We start from the raw sequence: 22,775 nt of genomic DNA, 5'->3' as shown, positions 1-22,775 counted from the left end.
TAACATAGTAAGAAAGTATTTTATTTACTATGCAACTAAAAAGTAATCTATTGGAAATCATATTTTGATTTTTGACGTATCCTTCATGCTCTTTATCGCCCTGATATATCCTAGTGCCAGCCATAGCATAACTGTATAGATCACTACACTTCCCATAGTGAATAAGGCAGGTAATCTATTACTCATCGGAGCATAACCACTATGAGCATTATAGTGCCATTGCGCACCGGCAAACCCCGATTGAATACTGATTAACGCAAACCCGAACAACACGAAGGCAAATATAGCCTTTCTTTGAAAGACCATTTCAACTAAGTTCTCCTTAAAAATGGAGCGGAAACACATTGATCCTGTACTCACTATCGATTGCTTTTTTTTAGAAAATGGAACCAAAAAGAAAATTAGAAGCCCACTGTAAATCAATACCAGCATTATAGTTTCAGAAATGCCCAGGTAAACAACCTCCCTTAATCTTTATTTATGTTGAATAAAAACTTCTCGGTTAGTATTCCTCAATTTTTATTGTTATATTTTCTTCGCTAATGGTTACGTTTTCTGTTTCAGAAACTTTCTTTATAGAATCTTCAACTATTTGTTGAATCATCGTATTATCAACTTTTACATCCTTTGGAAAACTTACTGATACAGAAATTTCTTCAGAATTACCACCTAACGAGATTGCCATTGACTCACCAAGTTCGGTTTGTTCTGAAATAGAACTTGTTATTTCATTGTGTAATTCAGATAATAAATTTGATTCTGGTGATACATTTGCATCGCTTTCACCGTTTTGTGAAGTAACTACTACGTCTTGTTCAGCTAATACTTGAACAGGTTCTTCGTTCTTGTTTCCATTACACCCAACTAACAAAATTGAACTAAATACAATTCCTGAAATTATAGCTTTTTTCAATACTTCTACTTCCCCTTTCAACAAAATAAATTACAGATTCTACAACAAGTCTCTATACGTAATTTCGACGGTATCTATTTGGTAAAAGTTTCACGTTGAAATATAATCTTGTTAAACTAACATGCCAATTGTTGTAACATAATGATGCAACAACTATAAAGGGACAACAATTCATATGCGAATTGTGTCCCTTTTATTGAAATGCCGAGTTCCATGCAACGTCCATGCGAAACTTGGCATTCTTTCATATAGTAAAATTCCAGGTTCCTTTTAGACCCAGCACCTTCCTTACTTAGCCGTTACTCCGCCGTCCACGGCCAAGTTGACGCCTGTGATATAAGAGGCCTTGTCCGAACAAAGAAAAACGGCGGCTTGTGCCTGTTCCTCTGCCCGACCCATCCGTCCTAGGGGAATATCGTTTTCTACGTATTTGGCCTGCTCGGGCACTTCCTTTGACCAGGCTTCCACAGCAGCGGTTAATGTCATCCCAGGGCAGATGGAGTTGACCCGGATTCCCTTCTTTCCATATTCCAGAGCGACGGACTTGGTCATTCCGTTAACGGCCCATTTGGTCGCACTATAGGTCGCCAAGTTTTCCGAGCCCATTAAGCCGGCAGTGGATGCTGTATTGACAATGGCTCCCCCTCCGGACTCCAGCATGGCGGGAATTTGATGTTTCAATGAAAAATAGAGGCTGGTCTGTGTAATTTGAACACAACGATCCCAGTCCGACGTCTCGGTGTCCGCAATGGGTTTGGTCGGCGCACCGATTCCTGCGTTATTATGAGCCCAATCCAAGCGTCCATAATGCGCAACCGTCTGTTTCACCAGATCGATGACTTGCTGCTCTTCTGCCACATTACAGTAAATGAAAATCGCATCCCCGCCATTTTCTTCGATTTGGCGTACAGTTTCCATACCTGCCTCTTCATTAATATCCGATACTACTACCTTCGCTCCTTCTTCAGCAAACGCCAAGGCGCTCGCCCGGCCGATTCCGCTTCCGGCCGCTGTAACAATTCCAACCTTATCCTGCATCAACTTCCCCATTCCTGTAACCCCCTTTAAAGTATAGACCTAATTTCGACAATGGCACGGTAAACCCTTTTTATGGGTTGTTTTGCAACATAATGAACCATAGTGTCTGAAAAAACAGTGGCATTGGGTGAATCTATGATATACTTCCTATTGAGAAACAATCTCAATTGCACGGTAGCCTTCACTATATAATGGTTTCTTTTTATTTTTGAAAGGTCTACCTCATTAGAAAGGAAACGCTATGTTAAAACAATTTTTCTCCTATTATAAACCGCACCGTCGACTGTTCATCATCGACTTTTCCAGTGCGGTGTTTGTCGCTTTGCTGGAGCTCGCATTTCCGGTCGCTGTCCAGTGGTTCATCGACAGCCTGCTCCCTTCCGGCGATTGGGGGCGCATCACAGCAATCAGCGTGCTGTTACTCTTCATTTACGTGCTCAGCACCTTTCTCCATTTCATCGTCAACTATCTCGGACATAAGCTCGGCATCAATATTGAAACGGACATGCGCAGGGAGCTCTTTGAACATGTCCAGCGGCAATCTTTCCGATTTTTCGACAATACGAAGACCGGGCATATTATGACCCGGATCACGACCGATTTGTTCGATATCGGAGAATTTGCGCACCACGGGCCGGAGGATGCCTTCATCGCCATCATGACGATATTCGGTGCATTCGGGATCATGTATTCCATCAATCCGGAACTTGCGCTCATTACCTTTGTCATGATTCCGATTCTCGTTGTTATCATCACGTACTGCAACAAGCGAATGAACGCAGCCTGGCATAATATGTACGGCAAAATCGCAGAAGTGAACGGTCGCGTGGAAGACTCGGTTTCTGGATCCCGCGTCGTAAAATCCTTTACGAACGAAGACTTTGAAATGAAGCGGTTCAACAAAGACAACGACAATTTCAGGCTCTCCAAATTGGTCGCCTATAAAGTGATGTCATGGACCTCTTCTTCCATTTACATGTCGACACGGCTCATGACCCTCGTCATCCTAGTTCTCGGTGCATGGTTCACATACAATGGAAAGTTGACATACGGTGAGCTTGTCAGTTTCATTCTGTTCGTCAACATTCTGACGAAGCCGATCGATAAGATCAGCGCATTGCTGGAAATGTATCCAAAAGGAATGGCCGGCTTCAGCCGATTCCGCCAATTGATGAACGAGGAGCCTGAGATCAAAGATGCACCGGACGCCATCGAAGTCCCTCATTTGAATGGCGATATCACACTGTCCGATGTCACATTCGGCTACGAAAACAACAAACCGGTCCTGCAAAACATCAGTTTAACTATCAAAGCGGGACAAACCGTGGCATTTGTCGGGCCATCGGGTGCTGGAAAAACGACAATCTGTTCCCTCATTCCACGGTTTTATGATGTACAGGAAGGAAAGATCACGATCGACGGTCTCGATATCCGCCAGATGACACAGAAATCGCTGCGCCGCCAGATCGGCATCGTCCAGCAAGACGTGTTCCTCTTTACAGGCACCATCCGGGAAAATATTGCCTATGGCAAGCTCGATGCCACCGATGCGGAAATTGAAGAAGCCGCCAAACGTGCTCATCTGGAGGAATTCATCGACAATCTACCAAAAGGATATGAAACCCAAATCGGCGAACGCGGATTGAAACTATCCGGCGGGCAAAAACAGCGACTCGCCATCGCCCGAATGTTCCTGAAAAATCCGCCGATCCTCATCTTGGACGAAGCGACCTCCGCCCTCGACACCGAGACGGAACGGATCATCCAGGAATCACTGGAAGAGCTGTCCGAAAACCGGACGACACTCGTCATCGCCCACCGACTCACCACCATCCGCAACGCCGACCGCGTCATCGTCGTCACAGCGGACGGCATTGAAGAGGAAGGGACTTATGCGGAGCTGGTCGAGCAAGGTGGGATGTTTGCAAGATTGCATGCGAATCAAGTGTAAATAAAAGAACTGCCCGGGTATAAACCTGAGCAGTTCTTTTACTGTTCTACAGTTGAAAATGAAGAAAAAGAAACGACAAAAACATTGGAGGGAATAAAACTACATCTTAAAAGTCCATCCGAAGTCATCATGATACACCATCTGTCGGGTCATTCCCCCATCAATACAAATGTTCTCACCTGTGATGAAACCCGCTTTGGGGCTGCACAAATAGAGCACCATATTGGCAATGTCCAGTGGATTTCCGACTCGTCCGGCCGGGTGTTGATAGGCATTGGCATCTTGGTAGGCCGTGAAATCCGTATCGATCCAACCCGGAGAGATGGAATTGACACGTACCTTTCCGGCTAGACTTACTGCCAACGAATGGGTCAAGGCGGACAGCCCCCCTTTGGCCGCTGTATAGCTTTCCGTGTTGGGCTGGCTCATCCGATCCCTCGAAGAAGAGATGTTCACGATACTTGCGCCTGGCCCAAAAGAAGCAGAGAAAAGCTTAGCCAGCATAAATGGTGCACTCACTCCAACTCGCAGTACATAAGTAAAATCATCATAAGAGCAATCCCGTATACCGCCACGGCTAAGCATGGCATTGTTGATCAGGCAATCCACACGGCCATGTTCTGCAATCACTTTCTCAGCAAATGCTTCAAGTGTCTGTTCATCAGCTATGTCTCCTACAAAGTAATCATTCTCGCTCATGTCGATGATGCAAACAATAGCGCCCTCTTTGCGAAACTCCTCCGCTATCGTCTTCCCAATCCCGGCAGCACCACCTGTGACAACAACGACCTTGTCTTGGAATTCCATGAGTTCCCTCCTATTATGCGAGGCTTGCTAGCTAGCCCTTTGAAGTTAAGATGGAAGCGAGTCCTGCGGCGATTCCAATACATCTTTCGCGCTTTGAAGCAGCAGATTATCTTGCTTCAAAATCCCAATAAAATGTTGTAAAATCTTTCCGGTCAATCCCCAAATCGTATACTGTCCATATTCAAAAAACCATTCTTCCACGTATCGGGTTCTCCACTGATACTGGGCCCCGTTGATAATTTTATCAAATGGAAAATCAGCTGGAGGCACCATTTCCACAGCCACCCGATGCATATACGGTTCATAGTCCAACAGCCATTGGACGGGCACGGTAAATACTTCTTCCACTTCATCTTTGTTGAAAGAATGAATAATTTGATCGTATGCTACAGTCGCTACAAACGGGTACACAACAAAGGAAGGCGATGCAACATACGGACCTAACTGCCCTAACATGTCTACCGTAGTTGGATCCACCCCTAATTCTTCATGCGTTTCCCGTAAAGCTGCCGCATGCGGGGACGGATCTGTGGCATCGATTCGGCCTCCGGGAAAACAGATATCACCCGGCTGGGTCCTCATCGTGGAAGCACGCACTTCAAAAAGAATATGCCACTCGTCATCCACTTGAACCAATGGAATCAAAACCGCAGAACGCATAGCGGTTTCCTCACCGATAAACCGGGATTTATGTTGATGTAACTGTTCTTTCAATTTGTCTAGGAACATGAAAAAATCCCTCGCCTTACTTGTTCTTCCTTTCATCGTATCACTTGCTGGTGGATAGATAAAGGAGAGACGAAGTGGATTATTCACATACTTACGCCCAAGCAAGCGATCATCGAAAAGACAGCAAAAGTTTCCTAGCCCAATAAAAAAAGCGTCAAGTTCTCGGTAATTAAAATTTCTACCTGACTTGACACTTTTTTACCCCAAACTATTCAATTAATCATTCACATCATACCCCGGTATAATCACTGTACAGGCCATGGTCATTGTAAAATACACCTGCCTCCTGATTAACTGGGTCCAAATAACGCCCTTTCGTAACTGTCAATGCTCCCATCTTAAATAATCGGTTGTTCAGATTTCTCTACTGTAATTGTATGTTGGCTATCCTGTTTGACATCGCTCTCGACTTCCTCTGTATACCAGATGAATTTACCAGAGAAGCCATAAAATAACGCAATGGCAAGACCAATAAGATTTAACCAGGCAAAGGGAAGATAAGACATCGTGGACACGCCGAGAACAGCCGCCATATAGATCCCATTATCGGCCCATGGCACTAAGGGTGATGTTAAGATTCCTCCCGTTTCCATATTTCTTGATAATACACGTCGGTCAACTTTTAAATGGTCGTAGTTCTTCTCCGTCACTTTACATCCGGTAATTAACGAAACATAGCCGGCACTTCCAAAGAAGTTCCCTAAAAAGGCTGCAAAAATGGTTGACGATGTCAATCGTCCCGCCGTCGTAATCCACTTCGACAATATATTGGTCATAACCGCCAAGATACCGACCTGCTCCATAAGACCGCCAAACCCTAAAGCTAAAATCATAATGGCAATGACACCTAACATCGATTCAATGCCCCCGCGATTAAATAATAAATCGATAAAAGGGACACCTGATTCAATCACAAAACCACTATATAATGTACCGATTGCTGGTATGAGGTCGACCCCCTGGAAAATGGTGGCCCATATAATGCCTAGCACAGATCCGAACGCTAAAGTCGGCATAGCCGGTATCCCTTTCGCCAACATGACAATGACGACGACCATTGGGATCAGCATGTACCACGAGACGTTAAAATTGGCGCTTAATGCTTGAATATTATTTGTAACGATGCTGAGGTCGTTCCCTTTGCTCGTATAGAAAAAGCCGGCAATTAGAAATAGGATTCCCGATAGAACAAGTGCTGGAAAACTGATGAGTAGCATGGATCGAACATGGGCAATCAGATCCACTTTCGCTAAAGAAGCCGTCATCACCGTAGAATCGGAAATCGGCGACAATTTATCCCCAAAATAGGCACCTGACACGACAGCTCCCGCTACAAGTGCTAACGGCAAACCAAAACTTTCACCGATACCCATCATCGCAATCCCTGCAGTTCCCGCTGTTCCCCAGGACGTTCCCGTCGCTAGTGAAGTTAACGCACAAATAAGTAAGGTAGCTACGAGGAATATACTGGGATGAATGATCTGGAGTCCAAAATAAATGAGCGTTGGGACAATTCCTCCTGCAATCCACGATCCGATTAACGTCCCGACAAAAATAATAATAAGGATCGCTTCCAACCCAGTGAAAATACCTGTGGCAATTGATTTCTGCAAATTGTCATAGGAATGACCTAAGCGTAAACCAAGAAAAATAAGTACAAACCATACAGCGATCAAGGCTAGATGAATAGGTAGTTCAAACACAGCGAGCGAAAAATACATGATGGCCAAAAACAATCCCATGACAAGTAAAAGTTCAAATGAACTGGGTAGACGAATTTGTTTTTCTTTCATACCTTCACAACTCCCCTATTATTATTTCACTTCCATAAACCAGTTGTGTATGTACCATTGTCAACAAGTGCTATTCCCTTCACTCCACCGGAAAGCGCTTTCAAAGGTAGGCGGACCCATTCCTCGTCATCTCCTACTACATCAAAGATTTTTCTGAGCGCGCCCGCCTTTCTTCAAGATGAAAGAAGATGTGTCAACAGTGAGCAGGCGTCTGATTGAATTTTCTAACTCTAAGTGTAGTTTATCCAGGCAGCCAAATCTACGGATAAATTAAACAATAATTTAAAATAGTTGGTCATTATAAATGTGCAACTTGCATAATTATGTCGTGTCATAACAAGAAGAATAGTTCTTCTAGACCATACACCACTTCTCCTCTGAGGAGGCTTGTCCCCCGTTGATGCTGGAATCGCCTTTCATTTTTGTGCATGTACATTCATCATGTTTGACTTCTGAATTGGCCAAGTTAACTAAAAGCGTAAGAATCACTATAGTCGTTTTTAGAAAGAATAGAAGGATAGATCTTAAAATAAATCGCCCAAAAACTATCAGATAATACGAAGAAGATTATTGGGTACCCTGTCAGTATTTCAAATGAAAAGGGAATTCTTATCGGCGTGTCCGAAAGAAAGAGATTAGGATTATACGATAAGTTACTGGAAGGCGTGGATGATCAAACATAAGTTAAGTAGCAGATCTAGGTAGTAAGAAGATGGCTGCCTCACAAACAGAGCACTCGTAACATGTCCATTCAATAAACAAAATACCAATTCTTTGTCTCCCCTAATCCCCAATGGTTACAATAGAGAAGAATTCTACCATAAGAAGGAGAGGTTGCGAATGGGCAGACTGCAGGACAAAATAACGGTGATTACAGGCGGAGCTGGAGGAATTGGCAGTGGGATGGCAAGAGCCATGGCCAAAGAAGGCGCTATCGTGGTCATCGTCGATTTAAATGAAGAGACTGGCAAACAAACGGAAAAAGAATTGCAGGAAATCTCCCCAAAATCCATGTTCCTTCAGGCGAACTTGATGGAACGGGAAACTTTAGGCGACATCATTCAAACCGTTATCGACACATACGGCAAATTGGACGTGCTAGTAAATAATGCGCATGCGTCCAAACAAGCGACCTTCGAAGAGACCACCCAAGCGGATTTGGATTTATCATTCGGGACAGGCTTCTATCCGACATTCTATCTAATGCAAGCCGCTCTGCCACACCTGAAGGAATCCAAAGGAAAAGTCATCAACTTCGCATCCGGTGCTGGGCTAGCTGGGCACGAAACACAGGCCGCCTATGCCGCAGCGAAAGAAGCAATCCGCGCCATTTCACGGGTTGCAGCCAATGAATGGGGGCGTTTCGGTATCAACGTCAACCTGATCAGCCCAATCGCCGACTCTCCCGGAGTGCGCGCCTGGGCAGAAGCACAACCGGAGTACTACCAAGAAGTCCTCAACAAAATCCCTTTGGGGCGCTTTGGCGACATCGAGCAAGATATCGGACGAGTCGCGGTCTTCCTAGCCTCCGACGATTCCAAATACATCACAGGACAAACGATTATGGTGGATGGCGGGTCGATTATGTTGCGGTGAGTGGGTTAAGATATATTTCATCAGCTATTCCCTACTTGAACCAAGGAGTTTGAAAAGGTATACCGGTGGTAGAGAATGTATAAAATAAAAAAACCGTTCCATGCAGCAACATAGAATGGTCAATGTAATAGCAGGTTCCCAACAGGGGGATCAGCGCTAAGATGAAATAATCCATCCTATTAGAGCTAGCCACTCATGGATGGATTATTTGTATTATGGAAGTACAATATTGAGATTCGCAGGAGACCTATTTACATACTTTTCAGAATAGTATACAATACATGTTACTCCCATTTAATATTCATAATAACTGCCTAATTTGTTCACATGCCTAATCCAAGCATGGACCAACAAGTAAAAGCCAGTTCAATTGAATTGCAGATTTTGCATTCATTTGAGCTGGCTTTTTTTATTAACAAAATGGTATAGGAGGAATTATAAATGACTGGTGCCTTAAACGGTATTAAAGTGTTGGACCTCACCCGCGTGCTGGCGGGTCCCTATTGCACGATGATTCTGGGGGATCTGGGTGCCGAGGTGATCAAAGTGGAAGCTCCAGGTGGCAGTGACGAAACCCGTGGATGGGGCCCGCCTTTCCAAAATAATGTCAGTGCCTATTATCTGTGTGCGAATCGTAATAAAAAAAGCATTACTGTGGATCTGAAATCAGAGGAAGGCATCACACTCATCAAACAGTTAATTGCTGAATCTGATGTCCTTATTAACAATTTTAAAGTTGGAACAATGGAGCGTTTCGGTCTCGATTATGAAACCGTCGCACAACTGAATTCGAGGATTGTGTACTGTTCCATAACCGGATTTGGGGAAACTGGGCCCTACAAAGATTTGCCGGGGTATGATTTTATCATCCAAGCGATGAGTGGGCTGATGAGTATTACCGGCACCGAACAATCTGGCCCTCAAAAAATGGGGGTTGCCATTACCGATATTTTAACCGGTTTATATGCGTGCATCGGCATCCAGTCCGCATTGCTGGAACGAACACAATCCGGCAAAGGACAAAAGCTGGATATATCCCTTTACGATTCCGCCGTCAGTTCACTCGTGAACGTGGGCAGTAATTATTTAATGTCCGGTAAAGTTCCGACTGCCCTTGGGAATAGCCACGCCAATATTGTTCCTTATCAAACCTTTACCACGCAGGATGGCGAAATGGTCATCGCTGTGGGGAACGATCAACAATTTAAACAGTTATGTTCTATATTAGAAAAGCCTTCGTTAAGCAAGGATCCCAGGTTCCGCACGAATGCGGACCGAGTGCAACATAGGGAGCTCCTCGTTTCTCTATTACAGGAGGTCATGGAAACCAAACCAACTGCCTATTGGCTTGAGAAATGTCATGCGCATAACATCCCGTGCGGACCGATCCAAACGATTGCGGAAGTCAGTAGGGACCCGCAACTGCGGGAAAGAGAAATGTTCATAGAGTACGAACATCCTACAGCAGAGACGGTAAAAGCAATCGGCAGCCCGTTGAAACTTTCCAGGACACCCGTTACGTATGACCTTCATCCACCGGATCCGGGAGAGCATAATCAGGAAATCCTGTCTAAATTTAATTTATCTCAATAAAAAAAAGGGTTATGCAATTTTCAAATTGCATAACCCCTTTAACTGATCGATCAATTGCAGCTGTGTTAATTAAACCACAGTTTTTCCTTGTCATCCACGTCCCCATTATAATTAATGAGGATCTCATCCCCCGCTTTAATATCGGTGAAAGCATAGAAGTCAAACGTGTGATTTCCAAAATTAATCTCATACGTCGCATTCGGTTCATACGAATGGTTAAACAACATACCGTATCCCAGAAGGATTGCCGTATGATTGATGCCATATTCGAAAGCGTAATCCGCGAGTAATGTTTCCTCAATGTGATGATGCTGCTCGTTCGGATACGAAATAACAGGCGCCTCATGTAAAATCTGCCCTTTTTTGATATCACATGTTGCGAATACTCCTCTATTGAATTCCCCATCACTTATGGAAGATGTTCTTATTTCTATCATATAGTTCGCCTACTCACTTTTTAAATTTACTTTCTAACTGTACCATAAAATTGGACGTGGAGCTCTTTTCACGATCCTGGCTAGCTGAAGAATCGAGGAAATAGCTTCGATGGTAATGAATAACAATAAAATACAGATAACAAGAATAGATTTGTGGGTAAGGAATAAAATGAAAAGGACTGCTCGTTGCGGCGAACGTCAGGCGGTCTAATAGAAGAAGATTCATCTTACATATAGGGGGGATTATTTGTCGGTTTTTGATCCACAGAAATTATCCGTAAAACTTATGCCACCGGCCACTTTCGCTCAGCCCGTTGAAGGAAGAAAATATACACTCACGCATTCAGATCGCACAGCGGAATTATTTTTTAGATATTGGATATGTGTACAACTATCAATCCATTAACCCCATAATGCGTGATGAAGTATTAGCAGAATGGAAAATAGATGTACATGGTTGTTTAAATTTAATCGGAACAGCGTATGTAGATGGTGGGGAGTTCAGCCGAAAAGTTGCAGAAACACGTTTTACCATCTTCAAAAAAGAGATGGCGACTGCACTTAATGGAATTGTCTATGGTGACCGTCCATTTTACATACACTATCCTTTCCTTGTTGATGCACCGATCTATATCTATTACTTATCCAGTTATCCGCAATATCGACACGTTGCTTTTTATGGTACACCTCGTCAATATTTGAACCAATCTATCCAATCTCCTGATCTTCCCCGCCATCAAAATTGACCGTTGCCATGCCCCACTCGAATCGACTTTGATTGAGTAGGCCATGGCAACCTTTTCTCGACTACAACAAGTTACTACATTCGACTACCGGGAGCTGAACATCGTCAATTCAGTTGTTTTGAGAAAAATTGTTTGGTCTATACCAGATTTCAACAGGGGATCTGTTGTTGGTGGTTTGGCCTAGCCGTTCTATTACTGCAGCATTTCACGTAACTTCTCAATTTCACTTTCTTCTAAATGTGTAACTTCCATAATGAGGTCTGTCGCAAGTCCTTTCTTCAACATCTCAAGGACCACTTTTTTCACGCCTTGCTCCAAACCTTGCTCAATTCCCCGTTCTATTCCTTGTTCAATTCCCCTCTCCAACTCCAAATCAAATGCGTTTTTAATCGTAGGGGAAGCATTTTCTCTATTATATAGTTCCATCAGTTCCGTCTCCTCTCTAATTATCGGTCGAAATTCTTCCGATAATTGTTTTGTATATGCTTCTGGCAATTGTAACAAGTAGTCGATAAAATGAAAAACAGCTTGAACCGCTGTACGTGAATAGTTTGGATTGCGGAAGAGTTCACGCATTAGCTTTCTTTTGAACAAATAACGTTGATGATTTTCATCTTTCGTTTGATGCAGTACTTTTGAAGCTAAAATAACTTTACTAAAAAGGTTATCCGATTGTTCCAGTTCATCATCTGCATATGATTCTGTTCGATAGTTTCTGTACGAATAGTGCAGCTGCGTATCAAAATAATTGTATGTGAAATGTTCAGGTACAGCATTGTTACTTGGGGACGTATGGACAGCAATCGCAACGATTTTTTCTTGGTAACGGTCATAGATGCGGTAAAAATAGCGAAACATTCTTTCTGGAAATTCTTGCTCTTTTCTACTTTGGATTTCCACATGAATCAAAATCCATTGCTCTGTTCCGTTTTTCAAACGCACTTTGGCCAATTGATCTGCAAAACGCCTGCCTTTTTTCTTATCCATAACTTCCTGAAACAATTCTTTATCTAAGAAATCCGGCTTTTTACCAAAATCAATGTGTCCGTACAATTCTGGTGCAAAGAATAACAAAAAGTCTCCGAACAGTTCTTCGATCACCTTTTTCCACAAACCATCCTGATCGACCGCTTTTCCGTCATAGTGCATTGTTTCTTCCATAACCCATACCATAGCCACTTACATAACACCCCCAATAATTATTTTATTATTGGATTAATTATACCAATAATCGAACATACGTTCAATACATAAACTTCCATCTTCTTCTTTCTTCTTTTATAACAACAAGAGAGAGTTTATTTAGGGGCGGTGTTTTGTTCCTAGTGGATGGGTATGGTAATGGTAGAAGTGAGGAGAGATGAATGTGACGAAACAACAAAAGCCGATACTCCCGAAGGAAGCCATTGATACGATTGAACAGATTGCCGGGAAGCATCCGGGCTGCAGACGAGCGCATACGAAAGGAATCGCCTGTGATGCGGTGTTTCAACCAAATGGAGCAGCAACTCCTTTTACGACTGCCGGCCATTTGCAGAACAGTCCGATTCCGACGATTGTCCGCTTTTCCCATAGCTGGCCCTCGCCTGACCCGATCGAGGCGCTCGTACCGATTAAAGGAATGGCAGTCCGCTTTCAATTGCCTGATGGATCATTCACTCATTTGACGATGGCCAATATCCCCGTTTTTATTACCAAAACACCGGAAGCTTTCGTTCGACTCATGCAAACAATGACAAAGGAGCCTTTGCCACTTTCCGAGAAATTCAAAATCTTGTGCGATTCCCCGGAATACTCCTCGATTCCGGAACTGCCCTAACAAATGAAGCCGCCTTCCACCTTCGCGACGGAGACGTACCACACCATACACGCATATTATTTAGTGAATGAAGCGGGTGAACGACAAGCTGTGCGTTTTCGCTGGGAGCCTATAGATGCGTCACAAGTAAAAGGCCATGGCGATATAAATAATTTGGAGGATGAACTTTCCGATCGTCTCGAGAGGATGCCTGTAAAATTCAAGTTGCTTTTTCAAATAGCGGAAGCCGACGATCCGGTAAATGATCCGAGTGCGATGTGGCCTGAAGAACGGAAACTCATCGAAGCAGGCATACTCACCCTCCAAAAAATCCGAAATGATGGCGCAGAGGAAATTGTCTTCGATCCGACAGTCCTTGTCCCGGGCATCGAACTGACAGATGATCCAGTCCTTCAATACCGATCTGCCGTCTATGCAGAATCTGCCCGGCGACGGAAAGCAAGGTTATAATCTTCTCCCCGGCAGTATCTACAAATAGGGACTGCCCGCTATGGACAGCCCCAATTTGGGATGGTCATCTTTAATATCCTATTAGAAGGCTCGCTTGGTTTCGCATAACTACGCTCCAAAAGTGCATAAGAACCAATTCCACCTTACAGTTACACCGACCAACTTTGAATCACCTTATATATGAATTAAAGATAATGTTGCTCTTATGATCTGTAAGGCATGCGAGCAGTTACTTCTTCCTCATCGGAAACCCCAGGGTAAGTACGTGCAAGACAATCATCTTTGTCCAAACCATATAAATCACTTATTTCATCTTCTTCATCACGTTCAACAGGTACGCCTTTAATCCATTTCTCAAGTTCATCGGGTGTCATTTTCAAAACACCACTCCTTTTCATTTAGCTTTTTCTAAACGATTGAGTAATAGTGGTAGAGCTTCCCTTTGCCAAAATTCCATGCTGATACTACCACTTGACATACCGCCACGGGCGTATTTTTCCACAAAAATTTCACATTCTTTATTATCCTTAAAAGTATGATTTGTAAGCTCTTGAAAGAACTTTTCAAATTGGTCGATAAAATACGCCTTGGAGCAAGATAATGAAATAGTTGCAAAAGCCTGCTCTAATTCATCCCATAAATATGGATCACCTCGAGCCCCCACGATTCAGGCTTTGGCTTAAAAACGACTGACACTGACTTATTCATAACTTCCTCCTACATCGATTTCTATATTGCCCCATTTGCTCTTGCCATATGTTTGAAATACCAGGCGCCTATTCAATTCGGAATTGTTTAGGTGCCTGGGGGTTATTGGGAATTATAGACTCTGGTAAAATCTTTTAATCTTTTGAGCCATCATTTTACGACACTCTTCAAGGAAATCAGCATAATCCACTGCAGTCATTGTAAAAATTGATTCCGGAATACAATTTTCTTCCAAATTCCCCTTTAATTCTTCGGCATCTTTAATCTCACCAATCTTGAGACCTTCTGTCAGACATTGCTCCTGAACCTTTCCAAATACTCTTTAGGTGCTTAATTTTTTATGGCTAAATTAACAACCTGTTCCGTATATACATAATTTGCAATTTGGTTATATTGAGAGCGATTTTTGAACCCATTCACTGCTGCCGTAGAGTCACTACCGGTTTGAAACAATTTAATTGGATTGTTTCTCCTCATTCGATTCAAGAACCCCCAATAATTCCCTTCATTTACAACGAGACTTTTACATCAATCGCTGGTTTTATACAGTATAGCGCTGACCTACATATTTAAGGTTCTTGGTATGAATTTTAGAACCACGCAACTCAAGTCATACATACTTGCCTTTGCGTGAGATAGAAAGGAATCACGTCACCTGTACATCTGTTCCCTCTTTTTATCATGCTTATTTTGATCCCGTACTTAAATTAACAAACCGTTATATCTAATTTATTAACTCTCCCAAATAAAATAATTAGCTTTCTTAGATACATTAATTCGTCATTTTCAAATATTAATGTTGCAATGTAGATCTTGTAGTAATTTAACAAATGATCTTCACATCAGTTTTTAGACTGATGTGAAGGTCTCTCTATTTCTATTCCTTTGATGAATTGCTATGAATCGATACCTCACATCACATCCTGCAATCCAGTCCGCCTTGCAATCGTACGAATATCCCTCGAGTGTTCAAAAACCCCTTCAAGTAAAGAGACAGTCTGATAACACGCACCAACATCAAGCGATTCATCTTCCGTATGCTCGTTCCAATAACCCACTGACAAATTAACACTCTGGATTCCATGAGCTGCCCAGATTCTGGTGTCGCTGCTGCCGCCAGCTGTACACGCCCATTTTCCGGTCGCTGTTCTCTCTGCAATTTCTTCAATGCAATGGCCGAATGCCTCGTTGCAAAATGGGATATAGCCACCACATGATGTAACGATATCACCCGTCCCGCGACGATCCACCACAAATGCAGCATCCACGTCCCACAAGAAATACTCATCCACTAGTGAAGCACCTACTAAACCGCATTCTTCTTTTACAGTAAATACAAACTTCACTTTCCCGTTAAATGAAGACTTAGCCAGGTTCTTAGCAATTTGGAGGGTGATGGCAACACCCGCTCGGTCATCCGCGCCAAGAATTCCTTTATCGCTGCGCCAAACCCCATCCTCTTTCACAATTTGCCGCCCCGGCACCAATTCCGTAACGATATCCAAATGTGCATTCAACATAATTACCGGTCCATTTCCAGTGCGATACACTTTTTCGGCAAGCAAGTTCCCATGACGGTCTGTAGTCATCCGATCCACAAAGGGGGCTAATTTTTCTTTAACGACGGCGCGTATGGCCTCTTCATTGCCGCTTGCTCCCGGTACATTTAGTAGTTCTTCCAGCATGATGTAGAACAATTCCTCTTTAATAAAATCCGGGCCTTCCGTCAACCAGTCCGGTTCGACTAAGCTTAACGACTCTGCCAAATCTAAAAGGAAGGTGCGATTCGTCTGCAAGTAAACAGTATCATGTTGCCTTCTATCACGATTTACTCGAGACGCTACGCCTAATACCAGTAGCAATTCCTCCAACTGATTGATATCCCCATCTTTCAAAATGGCAATAAACGGACGGCGACGCTCATGCCCATCACAAGAGTAAACAGTCGGAAAGCCGAGCCGCTCCAGTTGTCGAACAACCCCACTGATATACGTATCAAGATCCCGAAGAACAAGTTGTTCCTTATCCTCATAGCGTCCTACTCTTCCCGTAACGCCTCGCTCTTCACATTCGAGCACAGGAATAAGCAGGTTTTCATCAAAGGTATTCTCCAGAAATTCAAGTGTGGAACCAGTAAACCGATACTGCACACCCGCCTCGTTCAAACAATCCAACAGAAAGGCCAGGTTCGCTTTTGTTTCGTTTTTACAATCAAATACGTTCCCCTCTATCCTCTCCATTACCCATCCATGCCGCACAAACAATTGATTCCAGGTCTTCATCTTTTTCATATCTCAACAGCTCCTTTTGATTTGGTAACTGTAGTATATAAAAAAGCCGATGACACCCTTGTCATCGGATATCATCGGTTCTCTGAATCACTATAAAAGGTATAAGGGAAGCATCATAGTAGTATGCCGTATCACGCTTTTCCGTCTTCGGCACCGTGACAATCACCTCACCAGGTAATCCAATTGCCTTCAACTTTTCACGGATGCGCCGGATTGTTTGACTGTACGTATTCGTATCTAACTCACCGGCCTTACTTTGCAAAACACTTTCCATCTTATCCTTCTCTGCCGGGCTATCCATACTGGCGTCTTTCATTAAGATGAGCAGAACCTCTGCAAGTCCGATAGGTATATATACACTTTGTCCTCTATAGCCAATACTAGGCTTCGCCCCCCGCCAAGTTAAGAAGAATATGATCTAGATACTCCTTGTCCAGTTGTTCGTAATCCTCCCTAGAACAAGTGCGAGTACCCAAAGGAGTAAGCAGGGTGTATGCGTGTTTCATCAAACACATATCATTTTCGGCAATCAAATCATATAAAGGAGAAAGTGCCAAGCTATCGATTCGCTTCTCTTCCACATCGATATCCTCCGCCAGTTCCTCGCTCACCTTCTGCGCATCTGCTGCAATATAAAGCGCGCAATTACTTAAATACAGATTGGCATTGTATTGTTGCTGCTTGAAAAGGCCGAAAGCATGTCTCGGATTTCCGTTATGAAACCGAAGTGCCTTCTGAAAGTACTGAAGGGAAGTAGCATAGTTCTCTTCTTTATATGCAAGGAATCCAAGTCTGTAATGTGCCTGGGGGATTTCCTTATCGTATTGCAATGCTTTTTTTAATGTTAGCTTGGCTGAATTATCATCCTTTTTATACTCCGTTTTTAAATAGGTTCCGTATTTTACAAGATGGACAATAAGATCTTTTTTAGTTTTTTCCACACCATATTGGCCATCTTCTTCTTTGCTAAACTTTCTAATGAGCATCTCTTCAATCGCGATAATTTGATAAAGGTGATAATCTTCCCCGCCAATCCGGGCTTCGTTCAGCTCATCAAGACGGTCAAGGAGCTCGTCGATGGAGAGGGTTTTTAATGACTTCATGAATAGATCTCCTTACTTTTAGGGATAAAGAAAAATGATAAACTACTATCTACACTTTAGGCTTCCGTTCCTTCTTTTCAGCCAGAGGTTTCAAGTTGGTTTTCCTACCGATATTACTTCTCGGAAATCCTAATGAAGTGCTTCCCGATTCGGTGTAGCCGCAGCACTCCGTTTTTCCTCAATCATACTTCAAACAGAAAGGTCATCTCATATTAACTTTTTATCTCATTAAATTACCCTTTCCAGTGGCAGTAAAGAGAAAAATGAAACTGGTACCTCATGTTATTTCTATTTCATTGCAAGACACTAAACCTCAAAGTAATCTAAATCTATCTTCTTCGTAACAAAAATCTCTTCCTTAGAAACACCGACATCATATTTAAACATTAAGTCCGTCAATCTGCGACCATCGATTAATATAATTTTCTTGTCAATTTTTCCAGCATAATCATGTGCGCCATCAGAGAAGTCGGATGTAGTGATGAAAATTCCTTTTTTGGCCCGTTGCCCTTCTAAACTACCGACAAATTTTTGTATTTCCGGACGACTAACCGTATTTCTCCAACGCTTAGCTTGAATATAAATCATGTCGAGTCCAAGGACATCTTCCTTAATGATACCATCAATGCCTTCATCTCCTGATCTTCCTATTGCACGGCCTGCATCAGATACCGAGCCTCCATACCCCATGGCAACCAGAAGATCCACCACTAGCTTCTCGAAAAACGACGGATTGTTTTCTAAAATCTTAGTCAATAATTCACTCGTCGTTTCCTCTTTTAACAATTTATAATTCTCATCCAGTAGTTCACGGGGTGTTTTCTCCATGTTCGTACTATCCTCAATTATTACAGTATGTGGGTTGTCTTTTATTCCAACACCTTTGAAAATACGAAACCTCTTGTACCTCATTAAAAAACTGTTGTCTATTCTTGAAATAGACGGATCAGACAACACACTCTTTCCTTCTTCCGTTATTTTAAAGATCCCTCGGCGCACATTATCAATTAAACCCGCCTTCTTTAAGTACGTTCTTGCCCAGCCAATTCGATTGTGAAAAACCCTTTGATTGCCGCTTGGCAACAGCTCTTCCCGATCACTTTCCGTTAGATTGAAATAATCTCCAAGCGTTTGATACATCTCCTGCAAAGTACATTCCTCACCGTCATCCAATTGGGCTAGGAAGGGGTACATGAAATCCTGGTAACCTGGAATTGCCAAAGTAATCACCTCATAAGTAATCCGCCACTTTTTAGCAACGCGCTTTTACAATATATTACCACATGCTTGGTAATTATTATTAGTAAGAATAACAGGTTTAGCCGGCTTCTTTAAGACGTTCATCCTTTCTCAAGAAATTTAAAAAGACATCCGACTTTTCGGATGCCCCTTCTATACTTATTGCATTTCACCGTTCACACTCATCAATGACGCATTCATTGCACCGGCAACTCCTACCACATTATCTACCCCGAGGTCAGATGAGGCATACCCATCACCTGATAGAGGACCCCATGCTTCTATTTCGTCACCTTCAGATGTAGTAACTTCGTAAGGAGGGAAAATCGGCATTACATATCCTTGTTCGTTTTTGACCAATAAAGCATCTGTCACTTTGCCGAATAACCCTTCTAGCTTCTCAATTTTAACCAGCGTGCCTTTAAAATGATAATTCATACCCTTAAACTTTGATTCAGTTTTATCGTATAACATCGCGCCTGGTTTCGGGGGATGCTCTATTGCATTCGCTTCTGATTGCGTTTTAAGATCGGGCTTTTCCTCTATAACTTCCTGTGCCTCATCTTGAGTCGGAGATTCAACTGGCGTTTCAATTGGTATAGATTCCTTTTCTGGCTCTTCTTCCACATCGGTGCAGGCTGTCAGTAGTCCGAGTGTCATAAACGCGATTAGCACTTTTTTCAATGTATCTCCCTCCTGCTAGTACCGACATACCCGTTTACAGGAAAATAAAACCACCCGTACGTTTATGGAATAACTAGAAAACAATCCTCATATCCACTACGCAATTCTTTTACTGTGACCATGGCATTTTTCCGTGTAATATTCTATGACAATTCAATCACAGAAAAGTGATTCTCACCCTGATACGTTTAGAAGGTGTTTCTTGTTAAGCAAATCAACATTCCAAATTAGCTTGCAAATCTCTTTGTAAAAATTTTGCCTTTCAATATCATATGAGTTTGAGACACCAGGCATCTATTCAATTCGTAATTGTTCGATTGCCTGGTAATTATTTTAAACACTTTGCCGATCGACATTCACATTCCCCGTATACCGACATTCTGGATAATTACTACAACCATAAAAATTCCCGTACCGACCTGTCTTTAAGGTCAGTTGACCATCACACTTAGGACAAGATGAGGGGGCAACCTGCCTAGCTTCATTTTTTGCATGGCCAGCTTGTACAGGAGCAGGTCGCTTGGCACCTTTCGCTTTTCGTACCGATTGCATATGCTCTGCCTTTAGACGCTTCTTGTCACTTTTATCCTTTACTAACAATCCCGCAAGCTTCTCGTTAATCTCTTTCACAATATCCTCACTAATACGTCGCTCCCTGTACTGTCCGATTGTTGAAAGCAATTCAGGAAACTGGATAACGTGCGCGGAGGTGAATTCCTTTTTGAACTTAAAAGTGGAGTTAGGTGAAAAGGCGATGATGGAATGGACATCTTGCATTTCCTTTTGTCCTATGTAAGTAAGGAAAGCTTGAATATGACCATAGTTTTGCCGGATTGGATTGTGCATTTTTGTTTTTCGTTTATAGAAGACTTGTGTCCAGTACGGTTTGTATTCATCGACAAAAATCCATCCTCCGTAATGCTTTGTTTCGATGACAAACATGCCATGCACTGAAGTCACAATATGGTCCACTTGCGTCAGTCCCCACTTGCCATTGGGAATATACACATCATGGAAAACCGTGTACGCATCCCCTAAATTCCGGAGCTTTGACCTTACAACCCACTCCCCATACTTCCCTTTAAAAACGGGCATTTTCCACTGCACTATGATCGACAAAATAACAAATAGGACGACAAATGGAAACACACTTGATGAAATGAACATCTTGATTGCAATCCAAATACCCTCATAAAATCCCGAGATCATATTGTTACCTGCATTCATGAAATCCCCCCATTCAATTGGCAACAACGCCAATATAACTACTTTTATAGATATTACAATAATACCATAAAACTTGGAAAGCTTCCTTTTTTTAGTAAACCCTTAATCAAATAAAGTCTACTGAGAACTTAACTCAGTAGAAGCTTCGCTGGCTGCTCAAAGGATTGTCCATTCAACAGCCTTTCGGCGATTCAAGCATCGCCGAAAGGCGCGTTCTAATATTCATCTTTCCTCCGTCCTTTGAACCCATTATAATAGAAGAAACAAAACGGAACGGAAAGCGGTGAGCGAGATGACAAATAAGTCATCTAACGAAAAGATTATCCGGCTATTAGAAGACCAGATGGTCCATTCCAACGAATAGGTCCTGCAACTTACCAAAACAAATCGAATCACTCACCCAGCAAGTGCAAAATCTGACCAAGCTTCTTTATGGATCCAAGACGGAGAAATTCAAATACAATACGCCCGAAACAGGCATATGAATGTACACACTGTAAGAATGATGTATATATCTCTCCCTGCCCAAATTGTACGCGGCAAGGCGCCGCAGCCGGCCATTCAACGGAGTATCGCAGGTCCCAGCGTATTAGCCTAAGCCATCTATACAATTATTTGCCTTGGTCTAAGACCATCCGTCTTTCCTGGGAAGAGAATAGCCCTGCATTCGTAAAAACTCGAATGCCAGGGCTATTTGTGCTGTGCGCCTTTATGGGCGTACATTTTTTATATTACGGGCTTACGACACAGAAAAACGCACAAACCTTGAAATGACAAGATTTGTGACGTTCAATGAAACTAAATGAAATTAAACTATGGAGACGGCGGGAGTCGAACCCGCCACGAGGATAAACGCTATAATACAGCTAATTATAAGGGTTTTTGACTGCTATTCCAAATGTTTGACTACGTTTTTGACTACGTTTGAGAAAAAACACGTTGCGGGGGCAATGCTCTATCACTACTTTCACTTTTCATAACTTTGTTATCAAAAGACAGAATAATACACTTGTTTCTTTTTTTAGTTTGAGTACCTAATTAACATTCTTTATATCCTTATTTTTCCTTACTCCGCAAATAAAGCGAACAGGCTATCACCTTACACTATATAGAAATAGAGTTTTCCTTGCTGCCTTGGGCTGAATCAATCCATGAACCGCCTATCGTCGTTATAAGCCACGTAATGAAGTCATCATGACTGACTTCAAAGCAAAATATATATAAAGAGTAATTGGGATCCTAAAAACATCACTGATAGTTTATATTCTTTTTAAACAAGCGATTCACTGATCGTTGTTTTTATTTTGTTTATTTCCTCAACAATATGTTGACACTTTTTAAGGTTTTTAAATAAAGTTGGAAGTACAGCATTTTCATAAAAGTCATTAATAATTTGAACTAATAATTCATAGTTACATTGCACGTGATCATCTATGTTTGTTTCTTTAATATATCTAGAAAGGTCAAATGAAGGATTTTTTAATATCGAAGAATCTATGTCCTCAAATACTAAATAGGATACTATCCTATTACCATGAACTGAAATACTATAATCTCTTCCATCCTTATCTTTTTGTAACCGTCAAGTAGTTTTGGACACTTTTTGCTCGTTAAATTTGGACACTTTCCGCTTAAAATAACGTCTCCCGAT

At 42.4% G+C, this 22,775-nt stretch carries 21 protein-coding genes and 1 pseudogene; 7 read left to right on the top strand and 15 right to left on the bottom strand.

Annotation, left to right across the window (positions count from 1 at the left end; translation table 11 throughout):
• Positions 1-502: 502 nt before the first annotated feature.
• Together AB1K83_RS11550 and AB1K83_RS11545 are read right to left on the bottom strand one after the other, a co-directional pair.
• Positions 503-913 carry a topoisomerase gene (locus AB1K83_RS11550; protein ID WP_413058344.1) on the bottom strand — a complete coding sequence of 137 codons (411 nt, stop codon included), beginning with the start codon at positions 911-913 and terminating at the stop codon, positions 503-505.
• Positions 914-1,201: 288 nt separating this feature from the next.
• The gene (locus AB1K83_RS11545) at positions 1,202-1,963 is read right to left on the bottom strand and encodes an SDR family NAD(P)-dependent oxidoreductase (RefSeq protein WP_413058343.1); all 762 of its coding nucleotides are present in this window, start codon (positions 1,961-1,963) and stop codon (positions 1,202-1,204) included.
• A gap of 229 nt (positions 1,964-2,192) precedes the next feature.
• Here AB1K83_RS11545 and AB1K83_RS11540 point away from each other — a divergent pair, with 229 nt between their 5' ends.
• Complete coding sequence (locus AB1K83_RS11540; protein ID WP_413058342.1) at positions 2,193-3,902, top strand: ABC transporter ATP-binding protein; 1,710 nt, start codon at positions 2,193-2,195, stop codon at positions 3,900-3,902.
• Positions 3,903-4,001: 99 nt separating this feature from the next.
• On the opposite strand, the gene AB1K83_RS11535 is transcribed toward AB1K83_RS11540, so the two are convergent.
• The 3 genes from AB1K83_RS11535 to nhaC all read right to left on the bottom strand — a co-directional run bounded on the left by AB1K83_RS11535 (position 4,002) and on the right by nhaC (position 7,231).
• Positions 4,002-4,709: an SDR family NAD(P)-dependent oxidoreductase gene (locus AB1K83_RS11535; RefSeq protein WP_413058341.1), complete on the bottom strand. Its 708-nt coding sequence runs from the start codon at positions 4,707-4,709 to the stop codon at positions 4,002-4,004.
• A gap of 45 nt (positions 4,710-4,754) precedes the next feature.
• The gene (locus AB1K83_RS11530) at positions 4,755-5,438 is read right to left on the bottom strand and encodes an NUDIX hydrolase (protein ID WP_413058340.1); all 684 of its coding nucleotides are present in this window, start codon (positions 5,436-5,438) and stop codon (positions 4,755-4,757) included.
• 338 nt (positions 5,439-5,776) lie between these two features.
• Positions 5,777-7,231 carry a Na+/H+ antiporter NhaC gene (gene nhaC / locus AB1K83_RS11525; protein WP_413058339.1) on the bottom strand — a complete coding sequence of 485 codons (1,455 nt, stop codon included), beginning with the start codon at positions 7,229-7,231 and terminating at the stop codon, positions 5,777-5,779.
• A gap of 533 nt (positions 7,232-7,764) precedes the next feature.
• Here nhaC and AB1K83_RS11520 point away from each other — a divergent pair.
• The 3 genes from AB1K83_RS11520 (at position 7,765) to AB1K83_RS11510 (ending at position 10,420) form a co-directional block, all read left to right on the top strand.
• A complete protein-coding gene (locus AB1K83_RS11520; RefSeq protein WP_413058493.1) occupies positions 7,765-7,914 on the top strand; it encodes a sugar diacid recognition domain-containing protein in 150 nt (49 codons plus the stop codon).
• A 157-nt stretch (positions 7,915-8,071) separates the two neighbouring features.
• The gene (locus tag AB1K83_RS11515; RefSeq protein ID WP_413058338.1) at positions 8,072-8,827 is read left to right on the top strand and encodes an SDR family NAD(P)-dependent oxidoreductase; all 756 of its coding nucleotides are present in this window, start codon (positions 8,072-8,074) and stop codon (positions 8,825-8,827) included.
• Between the two features lie 441 nt (positions 8,828-9,268).
• Positions 9,269-10,420 (top strand): CaiB/BaiF CoA transferase family protein, encoded by a 1,152-nt coding sequence (locus tag AB1K83_RS11510; protein WP_413058337.1) that lies wholly within the window; start codon positions 9,269-9,271, stop codon positions 10,418-10,420.
• 65 nt (positions 10,421-10,485) lie between these two features.
• Here the strand turns inward: AB1K83_RS11510 and AB1K83_RS11505 are convergent, their stop codons facing one another.
• A complete protein-coding gene (locus AB1K83_RS11505; RefSeq protein ID WP_413058336.1) occupies positions 10,486-10,857 on the bottom strand; it encodes an SET domain-containing protein in 372 nt (123 codons plus the stop codon).
• A 286-nt stretch (positions 10,858-11,143) separates the two neighbouring features.
• On the opposite strand from AB1K83_RS11505, the gene AB1K83_RS11500 reads away from it, so the two are divergent.
• Positions 11,144-11,263, top strand: coding sequence for a staygreen family protein (locus AB1K83_RS11500; protein WP_413058492.1), 120 nt, complete (start codon positions 11,144-11,146; stop codon positions 11,261-11,263).
• On the top strand, positions 11,241-11,603 hold the full coding sequence (locus AB1K83_RS11495) for a staygreen family protein (RefSeq protein WP_413058335.1): 363 nt from the start codon (positions 11,241-11,243) through the stop codon (positions 11,601-11,603). Before AB1K83_RS11500 ends, AB1K83_RS11495 begins: the two co-directional genes overlap by 23 nt.
• Positions 11,604-11,795: 192 nt before the next feature.
• Here the strand turns inward: AB1K83_RS11495 and AB1K83_RS11490 are convergent, their stop codons facing one another.
• Complete coding sequence (locus tag AB1K83_RS11490) at positions 11,796-12,704, bottom strand: Rpn family recombination-promoting nuclease/putative transposase (protein WP_413058334.1); 909 nt, start codon at positions 12,702-12,704, stop codon at positions 11,796-11,798.
• Between the two features lie 259 nt (positions 12,705-12,963).
• Here AB1K83_RS11490 and AB1K83_RS11485 point away from each other — a divergent pair.
• Positions 12,964-13,872, top strand: a pseudogene (locus AB1K83_RS11485) (catalase family peroxidase).
• 203 nt (positions 13,873-14,075) lie between these two features.
• Here AB1K83_RS11485 and AB1K83_RS11480 read toward each other — a convergent pair.
• The 8 genes from AB1K83_RS11480 to AB1K83_RS11445 all read right to left on the bottom strand — a co-directional run bounded on the left by AB1K83_RS11480 (position 14,076) and on the right by AB1K83_RS11445 (position 21,124).
• On the bottom strand, positions 14,076-14,252 hold the full coding sequence (locus tag AB1K83_RS11480) for a hypothetical protein (protein ID WP_413058333.1): 177 nt from the start codon (positions 14,250-14,252) through the stop codon (positions 14,076-14,078).
• Between the two features lie 14 nt (positions 14,253-14,266).
• Positions 14,267-14,536 (bottom strand): hypothetical protein, encoded by a 270-nt coding sequence (locus AB1K83_RS11475; protein ID WP_413058332.1) that lies wholly within the window; start codon positions 14,534-14,536, stop codon positions 14,267-14,269.
• Positions 14,537-15,491: 955 nt separating this feature from the next.
• Positions 15,492-16,871, bottom strand: a complete 1,380-nt coding sequence (locus AB1K83_RS11470) for a M20/M25/M40 family metallo-hydrolase (RefSeq protein WP_413058331.1) — start codon at positions 16,869-16,871, stop codon at positions 15,492-15,494.
• A 61-nt stretch (positions 16,872-16,932) separates the two neighbouring features.
• The gene (locus tag AB1K83_RS11465) at positions 16,933-17,187 is read right to left on the bottom strand and encodes a hypothetical protein (RefSeq protein WP_413058330.1); all 255 of its coding nucleotides are present in this window, start codon (positions 17,185-17,187) and stop codon (positions 16,933-16,935) included.
• 64 nt (positions 17,188-17,251) lie between these two features.
• The gene (locus AB1K83_RS11460; protein WP_413058329.1) at positions 17,252-17,974 is read right to left on the bottom strand and encodes a hypothetical protein; all 723 of its coding nucleotides are present in this window, start codon (positions 17,972-17,974) and stop codon (positions 17,252-17,254) included.
• Between the two features lie 306 nt (positions 17,975-18,280).
• The gene (locus AB1K83_RS11455) at positions 18,281-19,204 is read right to left on the bottom strand and encodes a restriction endonuclease (RefSeq protein ID WP_413058328.1); all 924 of its coding nucleotides are present in this window, start codon (positions 19,202-19,204) and stop codon (positions 18,281-18,283) included.
• 168 nt (positions 19,205-19,372) lie between these two features.
• The gene (locus AB1K83_RS11450; RefSeq protein WP_413058327.1) at positions 19,373-19,897 is read right to left on the bottom strand and encodes a hypothetical protein; all 525 of its coding nucleotides are present in this window, start codon (positions 19,895-19,897) and stop codon (positions 19,373-19,375) included.
• 333 nt (positions 19,898-20,230) lie between these two features.
• Positions 20,231-21,124: an NERD domain-containing protein gene (locus AB1K83_RS11445; RefSeq protein ID WP_413058326.1), complete on the bottom strand. Its 894-nt coding sequence runs from the start codon at positions 21,122-21,124 to the stop codon at positions 20,231-20,233.
• Positions 21,125-22,775 lie beyond the last annotated feature (1,651 nt).

This window comes from Sporosarcina sp. 179-K 3D1 HS (assembly GCF_047228905.1).
Taxonomy (GTDB): domain Bacteria; phylum Bacillota; class Bacilli; order Bacillales_A; family Planococcaceae; genus Sporosarcina.
Note: the sequence above shows the minus strand (reverse complement) of the source record. Positions and strands in the feature narration are given on the sequence as shown.